At 42.9% G+C, this 18,899-nt stretch carries 21 protein-coding genes; 14 read left to right on the top strand and 7 right to left on the bottom strand.

What is annotated here, in order from left to right:
* Window positions 1-150 precede the first annotated feature (150 nt).
* The 5 genes from EAO33_RS02575 (at window position 151) to EAO33_RS02555 (ending at window position 8,132) form a co-directional block, all read left to right on the top strand.
* Window positions 151-1,176 (top strand): hypothetical protein, encoded by a 1,026-nt coding sequence (locus EAO33_RS02575; RefSeq protein WP_120944680.1) that lies wholly within the window; start codon window positions 151-153, stop codon window positions 1,174-1,176.
* Between the two features lie 77 nt (window positions 1,177-1,253).
* Window positions 1,254-3,743: an SIR2 family protein gene (locus tag EAO33_RS02570; protein ID WP_120944678.1), complete on the top strand. Its 2,490-nt coding sequence runs from the start codon at window positions 1,254-1,256 to the stop codon at window positions 3,741-3,743.
* 84 nt (window positions 3,744-3,827) lie between these two features.
* Complete coding sequence (locus EAO33_RS02565; RefSeq protein WP_120944676.1) at window positions 3,828-4,637, top strand: hypothetical protein; 810 nt, start codon at window positions 3,828-3,830, stop codon at window positions 4,635-4,637.
* Between the two features lie 204 nt (window positions 4,638-4,841).
* Complete coding sequence (locus tag EAO33_RS02560) at window positions 4,842-6,626, top strand: AAA family ATPase (RefSeq protein ID WP_120944674.1); 1,785 nt, start codon at window positions 4,842-4,844, stop codon at window positions 6,624-6,626.
* A 3-nt stretch (window positions 6,627-6,629) separates the two neighbouring features.
* A complete protein-coding gene (locus EAO33_RS02555; protein WP_120944672.1) occupies window positions 6,630-8,132 on the top strand; it encodes a glycine zipper family protein in 1,503 nt (500 codons plus the stop codon).
* On the opposite strand, the gene EAO33_RS02550 is transcribed toward EAO33_RS02555, so the two are convergent.
* The 4 genes from EAO33_RS02550 to EAO33_RS02535 form a co-directional block, all read right to left on the bottom strand.
* The gene (locus EAO33_RS02550; protein WP_162982184.1) at window positions 8,129-8,587 is read right to left on the bottom strand and encodes an S-ribosylhomocysteine lyase; all 459 of its coding nucleotides are present in this window, start codon (window positions 8,585-8,587) and stop codon (window positions 8,129-8,131) included. The two genes, EAO33_RS02555 and EAO33_RS02550, sit on opposite strands and share 4 nt — an antisense overlap.
* 18 nt (window positions 8,588-8,605) lie before the next feature.
* A complete protein-coding gene (locus tag EAO33_RS02545) occupies window positions 8,606-9,748 on the bottom strand; it encodes a cystathionine gamma-synthase (protein WP_120944670.1) in 1,143 nt (380 codons plus the stop codon).
* An 11-nt stretch (window positions 9,749-9,759) separates the two neighbouring features.
* Window positions 9,760-10,677, bottom strand: coding sequence for a PLP-dependent cysteine synthase family protein (locus EAO33_RS02540; RefSeq protein WP_120944668.1), 918 nt, complete (start codon window positions 10,675-10,677; stop codon window positions 9,760-9,762).
* Window positions 10,678-10,769: 92 nt separating this feature from the next.
* Entirely contained in the window at window positions 10,770-12,470 is a 1,701-nt protein-coding gene (locus EAO33_RS02535; RefSeq protein WP_235853006.1) for a phosphoethanolamine transferase, read from the bottom strand.
* A gap of 62 nt (window positions 12,471-12,532) precedes the next feature.
* Here EAO33_RS02535 and EAO33_RS02530 point away from each other — a divergent pair, with 62 nt between their 5' ends.
* From EAO33_RS02530 to EAO33_RS02490, 9 genes are all read left to right on the top strand, one after another.
* Window positions 12,533-12,748, top strand: a complete 216-nt coding sequence (locus EAO33_RS02530; protein WP_120944666.1) for a hypothetical protein — start codon at window positions 12,533-12,535, stop codon at window positions 12,746-12,748.
* Between the two features lie 196 nt (window positions 12,749-12,944).
* Window positions 12,945-13,358 carry a hypothetical protein gene (locus EAO33_RS02525; protein WP_120944664.1) on the top strand — a complete coding sequence of 138 codons (414 nt, stop codon included), beginning with the start codon at window positions 12,945-12,947 and terminating at the stop codon, window positions 13,356-13,358.
* Between the two features lies 1 nt (window position 13,359).
* Window positions 13,360-13,656 carry a YkgJ family cysteine cluster protein gene (locus EAO33_RS02520; RefSeq protein WP_120944662.1) on the top strand — a complete coding sequence of 99 codons (297 nt, stop codon included), beginning with the start codon at window positions 13,360-13,362 and terminating at the stop codon, window positions 13,654-13,656.
* A 13-nt stretch (window positions 13,657-13,669) separates the two neighbouring features.
* Window positions 13,670-13,954 carry a hypothetical protein gene (locus EAO33_RS02515; RefSeq protein ID WP_120944660.1) on the top strand — a complete coding sequence of 95 codons (285 nt, stop codon included), beginning with the start codon at window positions 13,670-13,672 and terminating at the stop codon, window positions 13,952-13,954.
* Complete coding sequence (locus tag EAO33_RS02510) at window positions 13,951-15,249, top strand: ATP-binding protein (RefSeq protein WP_120944658.1); 1,299 nt, start codon at window positions 13,951-13,953, stop codon at window positions 15,247-15,249. Before EAO33_RS02515 ends, EAO33_RS02510 begins: the two co-directional genes overlap by 4 nt.
* On the top strand, window positions 15,242-15,661 hold the full coding sequence (locus EAO33_RS02505) for a hypothetical protein (RefSeq protein WP_120944656.1): 420 nt from the start codon (window positions 15,242-15,244) through the stop codon (window positions 15,659-15,661). Before EAO33_RS02510 ends, EAO33_RS02505 begins: the two co-directional genes overlap by 8 nt.
* A gap of 9 nt (window positions 15,662-15,670) precedes the next feature.
* The gene (locus tag EAO33_RS02500; protein WP_120944654.1) at window positions 15,671-16,003 is read left to right on the top strand and encodes a hypothetical protein; all 333 of its coding nucleotides are present in this window, start codon (window positions 15,671-15,673) and stop codon (window positions 16,001-16,003) included.
* A gap of 10 nt (window positions 16,004-16,013) precedes the next feature.
* A complete protein-coding gene (locus EAO33_RS02495) occupies window positions 16,014-16,373 on the top strand; it encodes a hypothetical protein (protein ID WP_120944652.1) in 360 nt (119 codons plus the stop codon).
* Window positions 16,370-16,672, top strand: a complete 303-nt coding sequence (locus tag EAO33_RS02490) for a hypothetical protein (RefSeq protein ID WP_235853005.1) — start codon at window positions 16,370-16,372, stop codon at window positions 16,670-16,672. Before EAO33_RS02495 ends, EAO33_RS02490 begins: the two co-directional genes overlap by 4 nt.
* A gap of 1,128 nt (window positions 16,673-17,800) precedes the next feature.
* On the opposite strand, the gene EAO33_RS02475 is transcribed toward EAO33_RS02490, so the two are convergent.
* From EAO33_RS02475 to EAO33_RS02465, 3 genes are all read right to left on the bottom strand, one after another.
* Window positions 17,801-18,103, bottom strand: coding sequence for a hypothetical protein (locus EAO33_RS02475; RefSeq protein WP_120944646.1), 303 nt, complete (start codon window positions 18,101-18,103; stop codon window positions 17,801-17,803).
* 149 nt (window positions 18,104-18,252) lie between these two features.
* Window positions 18,253-18,486 (bottom strand): hypothetical protein, encoded by a 234-nt coding sequence (locus EAO33_RS09380; protein ID WP_235853004.1) that lies wholly within the window; start codon window positions 18,484-18,486, stop codon window positions 18,253-18,255.
* A gap of 101 nt (window positions 18,487-18,587) precedes the next feature.
* Window positions 18,588-18,866: an iron transporter gene (locus EAO33_RS02465; protein WP_120944644.1), complete on the bottom strand. Its 279-nt coding sequence runs from the start codon at window positions 18,864-18,866 to the stop codon at window positions 18,588-18,590.
* Window positions 18,867-18,899: the final 33 nt, after the last annotated feature.

Raw genomic sequence — 18,899 nt, 5'->3', positions numbered from 1 at the left:
ATTCCCTTGCCAAAATCCCCATCTTGTCTTTCTTGACTCTTGTCTGCGTTGAAAATTTTGTCTTAACATTTACACCCTATCTACTTTGGTGTATTCACCTTAAAGGGAATAAACTCTATAATCAGGAACTACTTTTTTAAGGAGGCACTAATGAAACTCGCCAAATTTGCTTTAACTTGTGATGGGGAAAAGATCACCAGCCTAGAACAGCTCAAAGAACATTTTAATCTCTTGGATGTGTTGGAGCATTATAAAACTAAGACTTTATGGCGTTGGCTTAGATCAAGGGGTTATCAAAATGAGTTAGCGGGCATAGAGGCGATCACAGCCACGCAAGATACAGAGATTTTAAGCGCGCTATGTGGCGTGTTTGGGATAGAGGCGGATTTGCAGGTGATCCAAGAGACACCAAAAAATCACCAACGCATGCAAGAAAACGAGGTATTAAAGGCGGAGCTTAAAGCGTGCAAAGAGCAGTTACAAGCTTTGCAAGCCACGCCCCCAGTTTCTGCTCCTAACTTTGGGGATTATTTTAAGTCTTACAACGCGCTTAAAGAAAAGTTTTTTAACGCTCAAGATTTTGAAAGTGGCAAAGCAATTTTGAAAGAGTTGGACCAAAACTATACAGAGCTGTTTGAAATGAACGGATGCAACATCATCACTCCATTACATGCAAAAGTATTATCACAAAGAGATGCTCCTTCACTTGAGCACATTTTTTTGCTATGTCTCCTAGTCCATTTTTGGGGGTTTAGATTACCAGAAGACTATGGCGATATTTACCAGTACCCTAGACTTGATTTTCAGGATATTGCACATTTCACACAGCCGGAAAGACTTATGATTCCTCAAAAAGGGAAAGTGCACACATTTGAAAAAGTAGTTTGTATTAATAGGACATATACCGTTAATAATGGTGGACTTGAGTGTCGTTTCGGGATTGAAAGACCCCGTGACATAGAAGCTGACAAAGAGACTGACGAAGGAATTTTAGGTACTGTACTTCAACTTATGCGTTCGTTGGGGCCCTGTGACAGAGAAACTGACAAAGGGATTTTAAATGTGTCAAGAGGAAGAGGATCTTATTGTGCGTCGCTTAAAGGTGTGGTAGAAATTACGAGAGGTGATAGTACGGATGGGGACATCCCCCTGTTCTACATAGAGATTGGATTATGAAAAGTGCCCTTGTCTGTAGATTTAACAAGCAACCCAAAAGGGTTAGTATAAAAATAGGAAGTGTTGAAAGGGATTGAATGGCTGACGATGAACACAAAGCCTTTATCGAAACATCCTTAGCAAAAATCAGAAAAGCGCACAACGAAAATTATTTGAGCATTTTTGCTGGAGCTGGAATCAGCTCCGATTCTGATTTGCCAAAGTGGAGGGAATTGATGGATATTCTTAGGAGGGAAATTTGTGCTTATTCAAAATCAAAAGGACATGATGACTACCTTGCTTTTATCAAAGAATATTTTGATCAATCTAGTTTACTACTAGATGAAAGTTTGATAGGCCTAATAAAGATGCTTGAAGAAAAACTTTATGATGACATTAAGAGAGATGAGAACTATCCTGTTCTAGCTGAAAAGTTTTTTAATAAAGTTGGGAAAGGTGTTTATTACAAAAAGTTACGGGCTATTTTTAAGGGTGCTAAACCAAATGCTTTACACTCAGCAATTGTTAAGCTCAATCTTAAAGATTTAATCACAACAAATTGGGATGATCTATTCGAGCAAGCAGTTGTTAATGAGCATGTGTTCTTTGACACCATAAAAAAGGATGTCGAGATTAGAAGTCCAACGGGCTTGCCAAAACTCATTAAGATGCATGGAAGTTTAGAGGAGGAATATGAAAATATTGTATTCCGAGAAAAAGATTATTTGGAATATAGTCGAAATTTTCCCTTTATTGAAAACTATGTCAAAGGAGTCTTTTCAACAGATGTTGTTGTTCTAGTGGGCTATTCTTTGAGTGATCCAAATGTTAAACAAATTATCTCTTGGGTAAGTTCCCACTCAGATAAGGCAGAATCAAATAAGGTGAATCAAGATCAAGACAATGCAAAAACAACTTACTTCATTAAGACAGACACCCCATTTGATCCGATTGAATTTGAGTTTTATGAAAACAGAAACATTCATGTCTTGTATCTTCGTGAGCTCTTTGATAAGAGGTTAGGTCCTCAAGAAGAGCTAAAATATTTCTTTGAAAGAATCAAAGAATATGATGAAGCACCAGTCCTAAGTGATGTGGAAATGCAAAAAATAAGAGATGCCCTCATATATTTTGATTTTGGTGCGCTGAGGGAAAGAATTAATGGCTTGGAGATGTCCGAAGACATACCGCTTAAAGACAAGCTTTTGAAGTGTTTCTTGTGTTTTGAAGATCGCATTGACAATGAGAAGATGCCAGAAATCCATCGACAGTGTCGAGAGGTATCAGAAGAGGCTTTTAAAAACAGAGAATTTAAAATATGGCCTTTAAGTGAATTTAACAGATACTGGGGGTTTTACTCTAGTGAGCGTAAAGGACACAAAGAACAAGAACACAACAACGATGGATTGGAAGAAAAATTCTCAAGGTCACCATTAAGCGAAAAAGACAAGTTAAAACCAAGTAGGCTACTTCAAGGTGACTTTGATCAACAGTTCACTAAGATGGATTATTTCTTAAGAAAAATTAAAAAAGATCGTTCATGTTGGGAGAGTGGGGGGTTTTCTTGCAACGAGGATTGTAACTTAGAAAAAGCATTGCAGGGGCTTTACAAGTTCGATCGGCTAAGGATTGGCAATTGTCTGACCATCCCAAGATTTGAAGAGCACAGAGTAATTTATACAAAAGCACTTGAGTGCTATTGGTGCGAAAAAAGTATTGGTGCTCTGAGAACAAAGGGAAAAGGATTGTATCTACTACAAGCAGATAAAGAGATTTTCAGTTACAGTATTAGATATTTTCAGACCGAAGAGTTGGATGATATTTTTAGATATTTTATCCATACAGCTTTTCAGATTGCGATTGATCAAAACTTTTTGGAAAAAATTTTTACGAATATTTGTTCTAAATTTGAAAAATATGGAGCCTTTACAACTAGAAGTAGCTGTTGGTTTGGCAATTTCTTATTCTTGGCTTCATATTGTTTGCTTACACAAGGCACTTTTGATAAGATAGTAGAAGAGGTTAATCATAAAATCCAAGCAAGAGTAACGAGTCTTGTTCAACATGAACAACTTGGGAAATTTGTACTTGAACAATCCAAAAATAATACACTTAGTCTGCAAAAGTGTTTAGATTTAGTGCAATCTTACCTTAGTCTTTTTGTTGAGAATAATGTTGGTTACCTTGATATAGAATCAAAATCGATCTTTGCAAAGATTACAGCAAAGGTAAAAATAGCTAGTGAGGAATGTAAAAACTTAATCACTGAGTTTATAGACAGAGTTCACCAGTATGTCCGCATAGATAATAATATCAAGCCCAACCTTGTTCCATGGTTGGCTTCCAATCTCGATTTAAAAAAATGTTTCAAAGCTATACTAGACAGCGATGAATTCCAGTGTGCTCAATACAACCAAACTTTCCTCCCTCTCATCGAAGCCCTTTATCAATCCAGCGATGAGGATGTCAAAAAAGCCATCAAGGATAAATTGCAATATATCCTTAACCACAAAGAGGACTACCCACAGACTAAGGCGAGTGCAAAGTATTGTAAATGGCTTGAGGCGTTGATTGGAGAATTGGATTAGTTATCCAGTCCATGCCTCAAGTCTTTTACACAAATTCAAAGGAAATAAACCCTATAATGGGGGCTTATTTTCAAGGAGGACTACATGAAACTCGCCAAATTTGCCTTAACTTGTGATGGGGAGAAGATCACTAGCCTAGAACAGCTTAAAGAACACTTTAATCTCTTAGATGTGTTGGAGCATTACAAAACTAATACTCTATGGCGTTGGCTCAGATCGCGCGGTTATCAAAATGAGTTAGCGGGCATAGAGGCGATCACAGCCACGCAAGATACGGAGATTTTAAAAGCTCTGTGTGAGGTGTTTGGGATAGAGGCGGATTTGCAGATGATCCAAGAGACACCGAAAAACCACCAGCGCATGCGAGAAAACGAGGCATTAAAGGCGGAGCTTAAAGCGTGCAGAGAGCAGTTACGAACCTTGCAAGCCACGCCTCCAGCTCCCCAACACGCCCCTGACCCTAGGGACTATCTCAAATCTTATAATACGCTTAGAGATAAGCTCTTTAATGCCCAAGACCTAGAAAGTGGCAAGGCAATTTTAAAAGAGTTGCTTGAGGATTACAGCGATTTGTTGAGGATGGAAAGGGTGGATGTGCTCAGTCGTTGTCTAATTCATAGCTACGAATCTAAATCTAAATTCTTTGCCGCATTGTTTTTATATATGTGCCATTATTTGCTTAAAAAATATGAATTTTTTACGCAACGGGCTTTCGGTGTGCTAGATTTCAGCGTATATTCGTCCTATGATGAATCGCAACGAATGAAAGATTTATTTTCGATGGGGATTTATGTGGGTAAAATGGGTAGATACGATAAGAGTTATGAGGATTATTTTGTAAAACCAAATATGGTTGTTTGCGTCGTGAGTAACAGTGACAATGAACAACTTTGACACGATCTAGAGTTCCCGTGCTATCCAGAAAGGTCTTATCCTGGCATCTATCAACTCAATACCGCTCGCGGCACATTGTCCGAGATAGGTGTGAGAGGAGTTGCTGGCGGTATTATCCTTCCTTCGGAGAAGGTAGCTATACTCAACAAATATATCTGTCATGGAGCTACCATCCTCGAACTCCCCGTCCTTTAAAGGACTCCCATGCTAACCAACTTAGCCCACCAACTCCAACAACTCATAGACACCCACGCCCCTATTCTCTACATGCCCTGCCAAGACAAGGACGCTTTAGATAGCTTGATTACACAAGTTAGAGGGGACAGAGAGTGCCTAGAATTTGACCACGCCTTAGGCGCGCTAGACTTTGCTACTAAAAGACCCTTAAAGCCAGAAGAGCCCCAAGACCTAGAGGGCTTTTTAAAAGACATCTACGATCGCCCCTTTGATCAAGAACTCTTTATCGTGCTCAAAGACATAGACCAACAGCTAGAACAAGCACCCAAAGTGGTCGCCCTCTTGCAACGCATGGCGCGTCATATTCTCACTAAATGGGATTATAATCTCACTATTTTTATTTTCTCTAGCCATTTAGGCACGCCTAGCATTCCCAAAGAGTTAGAAGTTTACACCCGTATTTTTGACATTCCCTTCCCGGATAAAGCGCAGATTTTAGAAATCATCAACCACTTTGTGCAAGCCAACCACCTAAGCCTAGAACCCCAAGTGGCTAATGAGCTTGCCCTAGATTGTAAGGGTTTGAGAGGCGTGCAGATTGAGCAGATTTTGCGCTTGGCTCTTTATGAGCAGGGGTGCATTGATGCTCATAGTCGGGATTTTGTGATCAAAGAGAAAGAACAGCGCATTAAAAAGACCAATCTTTTAGAAATGGTGCGCCCTAAAGAGGGCGAGGATTTAGAACACACCGGCGGGCTAGAAAAGCTTAAGGCTTGGCTAGAACAACAAGCACAAATCATCGCCCATTTGGATTTAGCCATGCAAAAGGGCGTGGATATGCCTAAGGGTGTGCTAGTGGTGGGCGTGCCCGGGTGTGGAAAGTCTTTAAGTGCTAAAGCGTGTGCAGGGTTATTCAAACTCCCCTTAGTGCGCCTAGATGTGGGGCGTTTGTTTGGCAAATTTGTAGGCCAAAGTGAGGAGAATATGCGCGCGGCTTTGCAGTTAGCTGAGGCGATTAGCCCCTGTGTGCTGTGGATTGATGAGATTGAAAAAGCCTTTAGTGGTATGGGGGCTAATGAGGGCGCACACGAGGTGAGCAGACGGCTTTTTGGGCATTTTTTAACTTGGATGGAGGAGAAAACCAGTATGGTTTTTATTGTCGCTACAGCCAATGACATCACCCGCTTTCCCCCCGAGTTTTTAAGAAAAGGGCGTTTTGATGAACTCTTTTTTGTGGATTTGCCCGGCACCTCAGAGAGGGAGCAGATTTTAAAAATCCATTTGCAAAAACGCCACCAAAACCCCCAAAATCTCCATTTGGCTAGCCTTGCCAAAGCATGCGAGGGCTTTAGCGGGGCAGATTTAGAAAACCTAGTCAAGCTTGCCGTGCAAGAGAGTTTTATTGAAAACAAAAGCCTAAGCCTTGACTTCTTGCAAAAAGCCCTAAAAGCCACAACACCTATTACCAAGACCATGCACGCCAAAATCCACGCCATTAGAATTCAAGCTAAAAAGTTACACTTGCAAAGTGCAGGCAATGCTGTAGTTGAGCGAGAGAGCGTGAGCGATAGCACAGCTTGTGATTATAGCACCACGCTAAGAGAAAAACTCCGCTTGAATGTGCGTAATAAATTAGTGCGTGCCTTAGTGCGTTTAGATAAAAACGCGGGCGCAGAATACGATGCGGGTGAACTTAGCGACATCTCTAGCATGTTAAATTTAGTGCAATCCATTGATAGTTTTTACACTTCTGGGAAGAATAGCCCAAGTTTTAAGGAACCTAAAGTCCTTGACTATGACAGAAAGGACTAAGATATGCAGTCTGAAACTCTTGTTTTAACCCCTCTGCCTAACTCTCTGCCCACATTCACTCCCGAGCAAGCCCATGTTTTTAGCGCAATTCTAACGCGTTTCTTAGAAGCACAAGAAAAAGATGGACTAGCAGGCATTGAGGCGCAATTAGCCATAGAGTTGCCAAAGAGCAATGCTAAAGTAATTAGAGAGGAGATAGAGAACGAGCTTAAAATTTATGAGGAGAAAAAACAATCCTTAGAAAAAGCCCTAGAAAATGGGCGCACCAAAGAGCAGTGGCTGGCGAGTGAAATACACAAGGCTACTAAAAATATGGCAGTGCAAGAGGTAACACCCTATCTCAATCGCCTAGATGAGGCGATCAAACAAGCCAACTATGAAATGCAAAGCGTTTTACTCACTAATGAGGGGGTGATTAGCCAAAACCCTAATTTAGATGGTTTTATTGCCGAACAACAGCACGCCCAGCAATTTAATTTAAACGCGGCGGCTAGGGGGTCAGAGTATCGAGCTGAAGTGCTCAAATCTGATGATGGGTATGCCAAAAATAGTGTAGATGTGGTGATCAAGGACGCAGAGGGCAAGGTAGTCAAGCGTTACCAGTCTAAATATGGTCAAGATGCTCAAAGCACTAAGGAGCTCTTTGAAAAGGGCGACTATCGAGGGCAACAAAAGCTAGTCCCTAGCGATCAAAAGGCGCAGTTAGAAGAGCAGAGGCTCAAAGTTACCGACAAACTAGAAGCCCCCGATGGCACAACCAGTAAGCCTTTAAGCAAGCAAGAAGTGAAAGAGATCCAAGAAAAAGCCCAAAAAGAGGAGCAGATCCCCCAAAAAGATTACAATGACTATCAAGCCAAAGATTTAGCAAGAGGTATAGGCAAAGAGGCAGGTAAGAGCGCACTCTATGGTGCAGGGTTTTCTCTAGGCATAGATGTGGTTTCGCATATTTTTTCTGGAGAAAAATTGGACCAACAAAAGGTGCGAGAAATCACCAAGCGTGCCCTTACCAGCGGAGTAGATACGGGAGCAAAGAGCGCGCTAGCTACCACCATCAAGGTGGCGGCAGAAAAGGGGATTTTGCCTAAAGCGTTGGGCTCTAAAAATGTCTTTGTGGCGGTGGCTAGTACTGTCATAGAAAATATCAAAGTGCTTTACCAATACGCTCAAGGTAAACTCACTGGCGAACAGACGATCGAAAAACTCAATGAAACGACTATGTCCACTATGGCTGGTGTTGTTACAGCGACTAAAGGTGCAGAAGTGGGAGCGGCTATTGGAGCAATCTTTGGACCAGTGGGGGCAGCTGTGGGTGGTTTTATAGGTGGAACACTTGGCTACATGGCAGGTTCAGCAGTGGGGCAGAAGATCGCTGAAGTTTCTAAGTCCATTGTTTCTAGCGTAGTGAGCGGGATTAAAAGCGCGATTAGTGCCGTAGGCAATGCGGTTAAGTCCGTCGCCAGTGGGATTAAATCGGCTTGTCAGGCAGTGGTAGGGTGGTTTAGTTAAACCCCCACTTCGCTCCACTCAGCGCGCTTGGTTAAAAAGGCGCGCGCTAGGGCTTGTGCGCCTTCTAGGGTGTGGTTGGCTGCCCAGCCACATTGTCTTTCATTACAAGCGGGCACTTCGCTAGCCTTGAGCACATCTTGCATGGTTTTTTCTAAGAGTTCTAAAATCTCATTGTAATTGTCGTGGTTTAACACCAGCAAGTAAAAACCCGTCTGGCAGCCCATAGGCGACCAATCTAGCACATAATCCGCGTGGTTGCGGATGAGTTCTGCCACCAAGTGCTCCAAAGAGTGCAAACTGGGCATGTCCATGTGTTCTTGGTTGGGTTGTTTTAAGCGCACATCGTATTTGACAATCACATCCCCGCCCTCTCCCCTCTTGCGATCGGCTACACGCACATAGGGGGCTTTGACTTTGGTGTGATCTAAATTAAAACTCTCTACATTCATTTTCATGTTTGACTCCTTTTAAAATTAGCCCAATTTAGCAAGGGCTTGTTCTAGATCCTCTAATAAATCCTGTGGGTGTTCGATGCCTACAGAGAGGCGCACTAAGCCATCTTTAATCCCCACAGCCTCGCGCTGTTGCTTAGGGATGCTCGCATGGGTCATCAAAGCTGGGACACCTACCAAACTCTCCACTCCACCCAAACTCTCGCCTAAAATGAACAATTTCAGGTTCTCTACAAAGGGGATCGCCTCACTATCCTTTTTGAGGGTAAAAGAGAGCACGCCAGAAAACCCGCGCATTTGTGCTTTGGCTAGATCGTGCTTGGGGTGGGTGGGCAAACCGGGGTAATAGACTTGTTCTACTTTGGGGTGGGCTTGCAAAAACTTAGCGACATTCAGGGCGTTTTGTTGGTGTGCTTCCATGCGCAAGGCTAGGGTTTTGATACCTCTTTGTAATAACCAACTATCCCAAGGTCCTAACACCCCTCCAATAGCGTTTTGATAAAAGGCGATCTGATCGGCTAAATCTTGGCTATTAGTAGTTACCAGCCCAGCCACCACATCGCTATGCCCGCCTAGATATTTAGTGCCACTATGCACCACGATGTCCGCACCCAAGCTTAAGGGGTTTTGGTAATAGGGGGTCGCAAAGGTGTTATCTACAATGCTAAGTAGCTTATGTGCTTTGGCAATACCCGCGCATTGTTTGAGATCGGTAATTTTGAGCAGGGGATTGCTAGGGGTTTCTAAATAAAGAGCTTTGGTGTGGGGTTTGATCGCCCTTTGGATTGCAGAGGGGTCGCTGGTATCTATGATCGTGCAAGAAAGCCCGCATTTAGAAAGCACCCGATCAAAGAGGCGAAAAGTCCCTCCATAGACATCATCGCCCAAGAGCACATGATCGCCTTGTTGCAAGAGAGAAAACACCGCATGGATACCCGCTAACCCCGAGGCAAAGGCAAAGCCCCTCACCCCGCCCTCTAAATGCGCGATGAGTTCCTCTAGGGCAAAACGGGTGGGGTTACCTGAGCGCGAGTATTCATAGCCCTTAGGGCGACCTACCCCCTCTTGGCGGTAAGTAGAAGTTTGATAAATAGGCACACTCACCGCCCCAGTTACTACATCCTCACTGATCCCCCCATGAATGAGTTTTGTTTGCATGCGCATGGTTGTCTCCTTTATAGATAAATACCCTTAGATAAATAACGATCAGCCACATCTGCAAAGATTGTCAAAACTTGACTCCCCCTTGGCAAGCGTTGCACCTCACGCAAAGCCGCTACAAAAGCTGCCCCACTAGAGCTCCCCACCAATAAGCCACTTTTTCTAGCTAGCTCCCTAGTGCAATCAAACCCCTCTTGATCTGCAATGGTTTCAAAACCATCAATCTCTAAGCCTGCAAAAAAGGGGGGGATGAATTCTACCCCAATGCCCTCAATTTCATGGGGTCCAGGCTCTCCCCCATTTAAAATCGAACCCTCTGGTTCTACCCCCACCAAGCGAATCGCAGGGATTTTCTCTTTGAGATATTTAGCTGTGCCCGCAAAAGTGCCCCCACTCCCAATTCCTGCCACAAAGCTAGTTAGATGGGTGCCCAAGTCTTGGATGATCTCTGGTCCTAGGGTGTGGTAGTAGGTTTGTGGGTTGAGCGGGTTTTCAAATTGCAGGGGCAGGTAGCTATGTGGGATACTCTGGGCTAACTCCTTGCTTTTAGCAATCGCCCCCTTGATGCCTTGATTGGTGGGCGTGTTGATCACCTTTGCTCCTAAAGCTTTCATAATTTGTTGTTTTTCTAGGCTAAATTTTTGTGGGACCACAAAGATCGTTTTGAGATCGTGCTGGCGCGCGCACAAAGCTAGGGCGATGCCCGTATTGCCTGCGGTGGGCTCAATGATAGTCGTTTGGGGGGTGATCTTGCCCGTTTTTAGCCCCTCTTCTATGAGGTATTGCCCTAGGCGATCTTTAATGCTCCCCCCCGGGTTTAAATGCTCTAACTTGGCATAGATCACCGAATCCTTTGGCATGGGATAATGTTGGTGTGTGAATTTAAAAAGGGGGGTAGAACCGATGGCTTGTGTCATGGTGGTGATGATCATGCGATCTCCTATTAACTACCTTTTGGGATTTAGCTTTAAGGCTAGTCTGACTCCACTTAAGGAGTGCTTACACCTATAAAGTTGGCAATATCTTAGGGTGTTTTTTCATAAAACCTATTTGCGCAATACACTCTTTTTCTGTGGGTGTCAAATTGCGGGCTCAATAAATCCTTGCTCTCAATATTATCCTTTGTGTGAATTCCCACTAAGGGTAAAAGGGTGTGAATCAGATCATCGCTCATAAAGGGCTTGTGCACCGCTTGGGCAAGTTGTTGCACTTTTTGGGGGTGTTTTTGTTTGAAAGTGTTAGTAACATAGATCACAAAGGGGATTTCTACACCATAGGCAGAGCATTTATGCCCATAAGTAGAAGCACTCTCAAAAATATCTTGGGCATGATCAGAGAGATAGATAATTAACGCGTCCTTGTCTTCAAAGAGTTTAAAGATTTCTTCTAAAACATGATCGGTGTAGTAAAGTGAATTGACATAATCCGCGACGATCTGTTTGTCTTTCTCATCTTTGATGTGCAAACCTTGGTAAGGAATATCTGCCGGGGTGAACTTGGCGTAAGCTTTGGGGAAGCGGTTTTGATAGAGCACATGGCTACCGATGAGATGGAAGAGAATAAAATTTTGAGTCCCTAATTGGGGTTTGATCTGGGTATTAAAGGTGCTTACTAAAGCTAAATCGTAAAGTTTTTTAAAAGAAATTTGGGTGTAGACATGGCGATCAAAGCGGCGGGCAATGAGACTATAGGCATTGCTGGAGCCTGATTCTTCTTGATTATCCAACCAAAAGGTTTTATAGCCAGCAAGTTTAAAAATATCGCCTAAATTCTTCTGTTTATACCAAGGTTCAGTGCGGTTTTCATGATCGCTATAATTTAACAAAACTTGAAAAACGGCCATGGTGCTTGCAAAAGCTGAGATCACATCATCAAAGACAAATAAATTTTGTGATCTCTCTCTCTCTCTCTCTCTCTCTCTCTCTCTCTCTCTCTCTCTCTCTACTAAGCCACTAAAAAAGGGCGTGTCAGGCACACTATAGCCATAAACTCCCATAAAATTCCTAGACGCGCTTTCTCCGATGATAAGGACTACATTAGGCACGCTGTTAGATTCGAGCTTTGTATACCCTTTTGGATAAGGTTGTTTGAAACTTTTATAAATGCGTTGGACTTGGTGGCGATCTTGAAAGGCATTATAAAGCGTGTTCATTTCTTTGATGATGGGAGTGGTGTGCGTTGCAATGATAAGATTAACAAAATACCCTTTTACCCCCTGTTGTAAATTCCAACCTGTGCGGATGGAGTGCAAAGCAATACCGCTTAGCAGAAGCGCAAGAATGAGGCTAGATTGGTAGTAGCTAAGTTGTACTTGTATGCGCACTGTGTATAAAAATACCCAACAAAAAAGCAAACACGCCCCTATAATTCCCCAATGGGGCATGACCATGCCCACAAAGAAGGCATAGCTTTCTTCTGCATTAGTGGCTAAAATGGTGTCTACTAGTGCTTGGTTAAAACCCATGCTAAAGTAATAGGAGGTAAAGAAGTCGATAAAAGCAAAGGAAAGACTGAAAACGAGCATTGTGGTTTTCAACCCCTGAACTAGACCTTTGTGTTTAATGGGATTCACTAAAAAATAAAATAGGTAAAAAAGTAAGAAGCCATAGAAGGCGACTTTGAGCACATGGCGCATCAAAGACCCCCCCATGTGCACATCCAGAGAGAAACAACTCGCCACCACTGGGGCTAGCCACATCAAAAAGAAGCGGTTATCTAAGCGCACAGCCAACCTTTCCCAATATTTGCTGTATTCCAAACTCCATGGGGCATTGTAACATAAGATATTTGGGAGCGCAAAGTGGCATAGTCTATGGTTATACCCAAGCCCAACACGCCCTAGAGAAGCACCCTGCCCTGCATACTAATGCCCACTGCGCACAGCAATTGGAACAAATCCAAAGGAGTTGTGCACGCGTCTACAAGCCCGGTTATATCCGCACTAAATGCAAAATCTCTAAATTTGAAAGACCCCCTAGGCAGTCCTTGTGGCTGAAAATTTAATTCTCTCAAACCCCAAACTCCCTAGACTCTAACCAAACAACCTCTTATCTTTTTTCTCATAACCCCCAAATTTTTAAACTTCCGCTCTCTTTTTGTTACTAATTTCTACTTTTATCTTTTTTAATGCATATTTTGGGCTCGAAGGCTTGACAGGGGGGGTAGAATATCATCGCAAATTTTCAAAAGAGGAGTTTGTATGTTTTTAGGCGCATTAGATTTAGAGGAGAAAAAGGCGTTTTTACGGATCGCCCACCATTTTGCTTGGAGCAATCACGACTTTTCAGACGCACAAAAGGGCGTGATTTCTACTTATTGTTTGGAAATGCAAGTGGAGGACATCACTTACAATGCCGATACATTCGATCTAAAAGCCACTTTGCAGACTTTTAAACAAAAAGAGCACCAAAAGATCGTCTTGTTAGAAACCATGGCACTAGCCATGGCAGATCGCCTAACCCACTTGGAGGCTTTGCATGAGGGGGAAAAAGAAGTGCTAGAGACCATGATTAAAACCTTTGGCTTAGAATCAAATCTTGCCACCATTTATGCGGATTGGACAAAGGCAATGTTGGTTTTGACCGATCAGGGCAAAAATCTCATCAAGCTTTAACATGGGCTTTGCTTGCACGATTTGTGGGGCGTGTTGTGCTAACATTGGCGGGGTTAAAGAGTTAGCGCATTTGGATTTAGGCAATGGGGTGTGTCGCCACTTAGACCCACAAACTAATCGTTGCCGTATTTATGAGAACCGCCCCCAAATTTGCAGAGTCGATGCGATGTATGAAAAAGTGTTTTACAAACACTATAGCCTAGAGGAGTTTTATGCCCTCAATCTCAAAGCGTGCCAAATTTTGCAAGAAAAAGAGGGCGTAGAGGAGGCTTTGAGAATCAAAGTTGATAAGAATTAAATAAGGAGAGAAAATGCCTTTACCATGGATCATAGGCGGGATAGCATTAGCGGTGATTGGGGGAATTGCCATTTTAAGCATTAGCCAGTTTTTAAGCAAGATTAGAGAACTCAAAGAGGAGCTGGCAAGAGAGCAAAGGCGACAAATGGCGGCAAAAGTTAAAGCCATGTGGAACGCGGGAGATTACGCCGAAGTTGATGTCGGTTTGTATGCTGATGGGCGCGAAATCGGTGAAAAAACCTACAAAGTGGATAAAGATGACGCTAGGAGAGAGCTTAGAGAGGGCATGGTTTTATGAAAACAGAGGTGCTGTTTATCAACAATGATTTGAGCAAACAAGCCAACCCAGAACAGCTAGAAACTTTTAGCCATGCCATAAAAGAGGTATTAGAAAAACCGGATTACGACTTTAGCGGTGTGGAGGAAGTGGCTTTAGTGGGGGTATTTGATCCAAACGGGGCGCATAAAATTCAGGTCAAAACCGACCAATACAGACCCGCGTCAGCGGAGGAAGTGGGCATTTCTTTACTCCTCTCTAGGCTTAACCACCCCATTAATGAGGTTCTAGTGGAGGGCAAGTTTTTAGGCATTGGGGCGCATTTTTACCTAGCCATTAACTGCACCCAAACTTTAATCAACCATCTAAATAAACAAGCTAACGAGAAAAAGGCAATCAAACAAGAGCAAGAAAATGCCCCAAGTTTAAACTTGCGTATGGAAGACCCGCGCTATAGCTTAGATCGCATTGAGCTAGACAAAAAAACCAAAAAGGGGATTTTAGAGGTCATCACTTTGGTGCAAAAACAACCCTTGATTTACGAGGAGTGGGGGTTTAAAGAGGTCGATGGGATTGCTAAAACCATTGTCAATTTTCATGGCAAGCCGGGCACGGGCAAAACCATGAGCGCGCACATCATCGCCAAAGAATTAGGCAAGCAAATTATCCATGGCAATTACGCCGACATCGAGTCTAAGTTCGTGGGGGATGCGCCTAAAAATTTGGTCGCCGCCTTTGATTTAGCCCAAAAGCACGATGCGATTTTATTCTTTGATGAAGCCGATAGCTTTTTAGGCAAACGGATTTCTAATGTAACCCAAAGCGCAGATCAGGCGGTTAATTCTTTGCGTAGTGAGCTCTTAAAGCTTTTGGAGGAACGCCCCGTCATTGTGATTTTTGCCACCAATTTATTAGAAAATTACGACAAGGCGTTTCATAGCCGAATCTTGCGCTCCATTAGCTTTGAGTTGCCCAATGACAAGCAACGCCAGAGCATTATTTTAAAACACATCCCCACAGCACTTTATGAAAAGGGCATGGCACAACTCACACAAGAGGAGCTAGCAACTTTAAGCAAGATTTCTAAAGGTTTTTCGGGACGCGAGATCAAAAACGCCGTGCTAAATGGCTTGATTAGTGCGGCAAGGGAGGAGGTGTTGCCTAGTTTTGCACACTTTCAAAAGGCATTCAAGAGTGCTAAAAAGGAATTTGAAAAAACGCATAAGGAGGAGAACAGAAAACAAAGTTTGGGCGAGCGGATCAAGAGTAATTTAAAAAAAGGCAAATTCAAAACCATGAGGAGAAAAGATGATTAACAACGACAAGGGTCCCAAAGAAGTCATTATTGATGAAATCAAAAAAGAGATCATTAGAATGATTAAAGGGCTTGGACATAGCTTGGCAGATGTCAAAGAGGCTTTTAAGCAACTCAGTTTAGACACTTTTTGGCAAGCGTGGAATTACACAGAGGTCGAACAAGATACATATAGCTTTAAGGAGTTGCTCTCTTGGGTGAAAGAACACTTAAATCAAAATCTACACAGCGGGGCAAGCATCACTAGAGAGGAAAAGGTCGGGGTGGGGATTATTCTAAGTTGTTGTTTTATGGATAAGCGCAACACGCCTATGACAAGCCTTAAAGACCCCTTTTTACGCGTGATTGCTAAGAAACTTGATGAGGACTTGACAAAGAATTTTGGCGACAAGAATATGATCGTGTTGCACTAGGAGTTTAAGATGATTGATAATATCATTGAAAATGTTTCAGAATTCTTTGAGAGTGTGTGGGCTTGGGTTAAGCGCATTTGGGTGCGCATTTTAAATTTTCTTAAAAACATTGTGGATTGGTTTAAAGACCCGCAACGAGCAAAACGCCTGCAAGAGGAGAAAGATAAGCTGGCTGTTGTGATCAAAGAGAATCTAGACAATGGAAATGTTAATGTAATCAATTGCCTTTTCAACACAGAAACGAGTCAAATTGAGGGAGATGCGCAGGGTATTGAGAGCGAACAGCTTGATGCCGAAACCCAAAGGAGATTTGGCAACAACGAAATGATTGTTTTGAGGTAAGGAGGAGCGCATGCCAACTTATCTAATTGTTTTAATTGTGGTTGTGGTGGTCGGCTTTGTGGCGTTAGTCGCCTTGCGTAAGAAAACTCCCACAGCGATCGAACAAGAAGTTTTGAGTATGAAAGAAGTGATCGCCTTTTTTAAAGAGGGGAAGGTGATGCAAAGTTTAAGGGGCAATAGTGCTTTGATCGCCGTTGCCATGCGCGAAAGACAAAGCGATGGGCGTTTAAAGATCACCCTCACCCCCTATAACAAGCAAGAAAACGCGATCCCTCACAATGCGCCCATGAAAGCTTATTTGGTCAAACGCCTAGATGAGGACTTAGAAAAGAATTTTGGGGATAAGGGGATGATTGTTTTGAGGGGATGATTGTTTCTGTGGCGGGAGCGTTTATTGCCCAGTTGGTGGAAGCACACTTACCTGCCCTCATGGCAAAGAGAGAAGAATTAGAAGCCTTGATTGCCTCCACCCATCAAGAACGCTTAATGGCACTGGATGCGTGCTTTAGGGATTATCAAGTTGCCTATGCTCATTGCGATGATGTTAAAATTTATAATGCCTTAAATGGCATTTGCCAACTCTACGGAGGTAAATTGTCTATTAAAACGATGCAAGATGTCCAAAATATTTTAGAAAACCCCAACCGCACGGGCAAGTTGCGTTGGTAATTCCTTAAAATGCCTTCGTAGTATGGCTTTCATGCGATAGGAAAAAGTCTTTAAATCTCCTAGCATGGTATATATGCCCTAGTGTTCTAAAGTTCTAGAAATTTCAAGTGCATGCGTGCTAGTAAGCGATATGCCCAAGAAGGGCGCGCATGCGCTAGAGATGGCTAATGAGGTGCTTTTGCAATTAGGTTGCGCACAAGGCTTTTTAAAGCTACTGGACATATAAAAAGCGTCAAAAGAGTGTTGTAAGAAGCAAAACCCTATGTGCCCATAAAAACTTATTTAGTCAAACGCCTAGATGAGGATTTAGAAAAGAATTTTGGGGATAAGGGGATGGTTGTTTTAACTTAAGGAGGGTAGGGAGTCTACCATTGTTATTTTACCTAGTTATGCGCGCCAAAGAAAACCCGTGCAGCAAGACCCACACCTCCTATTAAAATCACGCCATTAAGTCCAGCGAATACCAAACAAGCCATCTTCCAAACACGACTAGGTTTTGTTTCACTATAAACCACCAAAATCAGTGCAAAAGACAACAAACTACAAAGGGGTGCGCTCAAAAGCGCTGAAATCTCATGCCCCAAATAAGATAATCTGCCCCCCACTCTAGCGCATAAAAAAAGCGTTAAAAAGGGTGTTATGAGAAGCAAAACCCCCCAATAAAACCTCTCTATACGATCGATCCACTTCTTCATATAACGCTCCAAACACAATCGATCCAAACACAATCGCCCCAAACCCAACCTCTCATACACAAACAAAATGATAAGGGATATCAACACTAATCCCAAGAACAAGAGAAAAATTTTCAACATTTATCCTTACTAGGGTATAGAACGCAAGACTTAAAAACATAAGGGATACCAAGCCACCACAGCTAGAGCATTAAAAACCCCGCTAATGATACAACGCCACGCCCAAACTTTGCTAGGCGCATGGCGCTTGTAAATTTTAAAAATGGGGTAAAAAGACAAACCCCCTAAGATCCATGAAGCCATAAGGGCGAGGTTAAGATCAAGAACAATACAAAGAACCAATGCAAAAAAGAAAAGGCACGATGCAAAAGTAACAAAGGGCATGAGCACCAACTCCAAGCAAAACAATGTAGTCATTTTCATTTTTACACTCCTAACAACGAAACGATTGCATGTCTAAAAGTAGCCCCCCTATAATCAGCAAGCCCACCACAACCATCATATTAGAATATATACTGATCCAGCAAGCCAAAGCCCAAGTCTTACTAGAAGCGGTGTATTGATAGATTTTGATAAGGGGCACAAAAGAGAGAGCCCCTAAGAGCACATCACTCAAGCAGGCTAAACGCACATGGCAGGGACCAAAGTACATCATCGCGTCTGCACACACCCAAAAAGTCAAAAGAGGCATCAACACCAACACCGCTTCCAAGCAAAACGCCTTAATCTTTTTCATAATAACCCCTAAAACATCTTAGTCGGGCAACCTACCTAAGGGGTGCCCCAGTAGTAGCGCGCCCTAGACACTGAGGACAATACCTCCCAATACAACTATCTTTATCCTTCACAGGGTCTGTAGGGCAAGGGCTCTCATAACACATCCCCTCACACACGCACCGCTCTGCATAGCAAGGGCGATCCCAAACCCCCAGCCCCACAAAAAAAACCACTCAGCACCACTAATAGGGTGAAAATCCCACTCAAGCGACAGCCAAAAACCCAGCCCGTGCGCTTGTAAATCCCAAAAATCAACCCAAGAAACAGCGCGCCTAAGAGCACTTGGCTTAAAGCTGCTAAGTGAGAATAGCAAGCATTCACAAGTTGCTTCCCGACAAACAAACACACTCCAAAAGCCAAAACAGGCATTAACCCCAACGCTAGCTACAACAACTCTAAAAGCTCTTCTCTTTTTTTCATCACCAACCTTTCCAATATGCATATCATGAATATGGGATACTGAGCATAAAACAACATCCCACGATCACAGCATTCACAATCCCACTCACCACACAGCCATCCCAACCCGTGTATTTATAAATCTCTCTAATGGGTAAGAAGGACAACACACCCAACACCGCTACGCTTACAACTTGCAAAATATGAGTCCTATCGCAACCACAATCATGGATTGTTACAATTACCCCAAAACACATACACAAAGTAAGAATGGGCGTTAACCACAACGCTAGCTTTAAGAGAGACTCTTCTTCAGTTTTCATCGCCAACCTTTTCAAAATATGCATGCTATATGC

The sequence above is a fragment of the Helicobacter labacensis genome, assembly GCF_003660285.1.
In the GTDB taxonomy this organism is placed as follows: domain Bacteria; phylum Campylobacterota; class Campylobacteria; order Campylobacterales; family Helicobacteraceae; genus Helicobacter; species Helicobacter labacensis.
The sequence above is the reverse complement of the archived record's forward strand: the minus strand, read 5'-3'. Positions and strand labels throughout refer to the sequence as shown.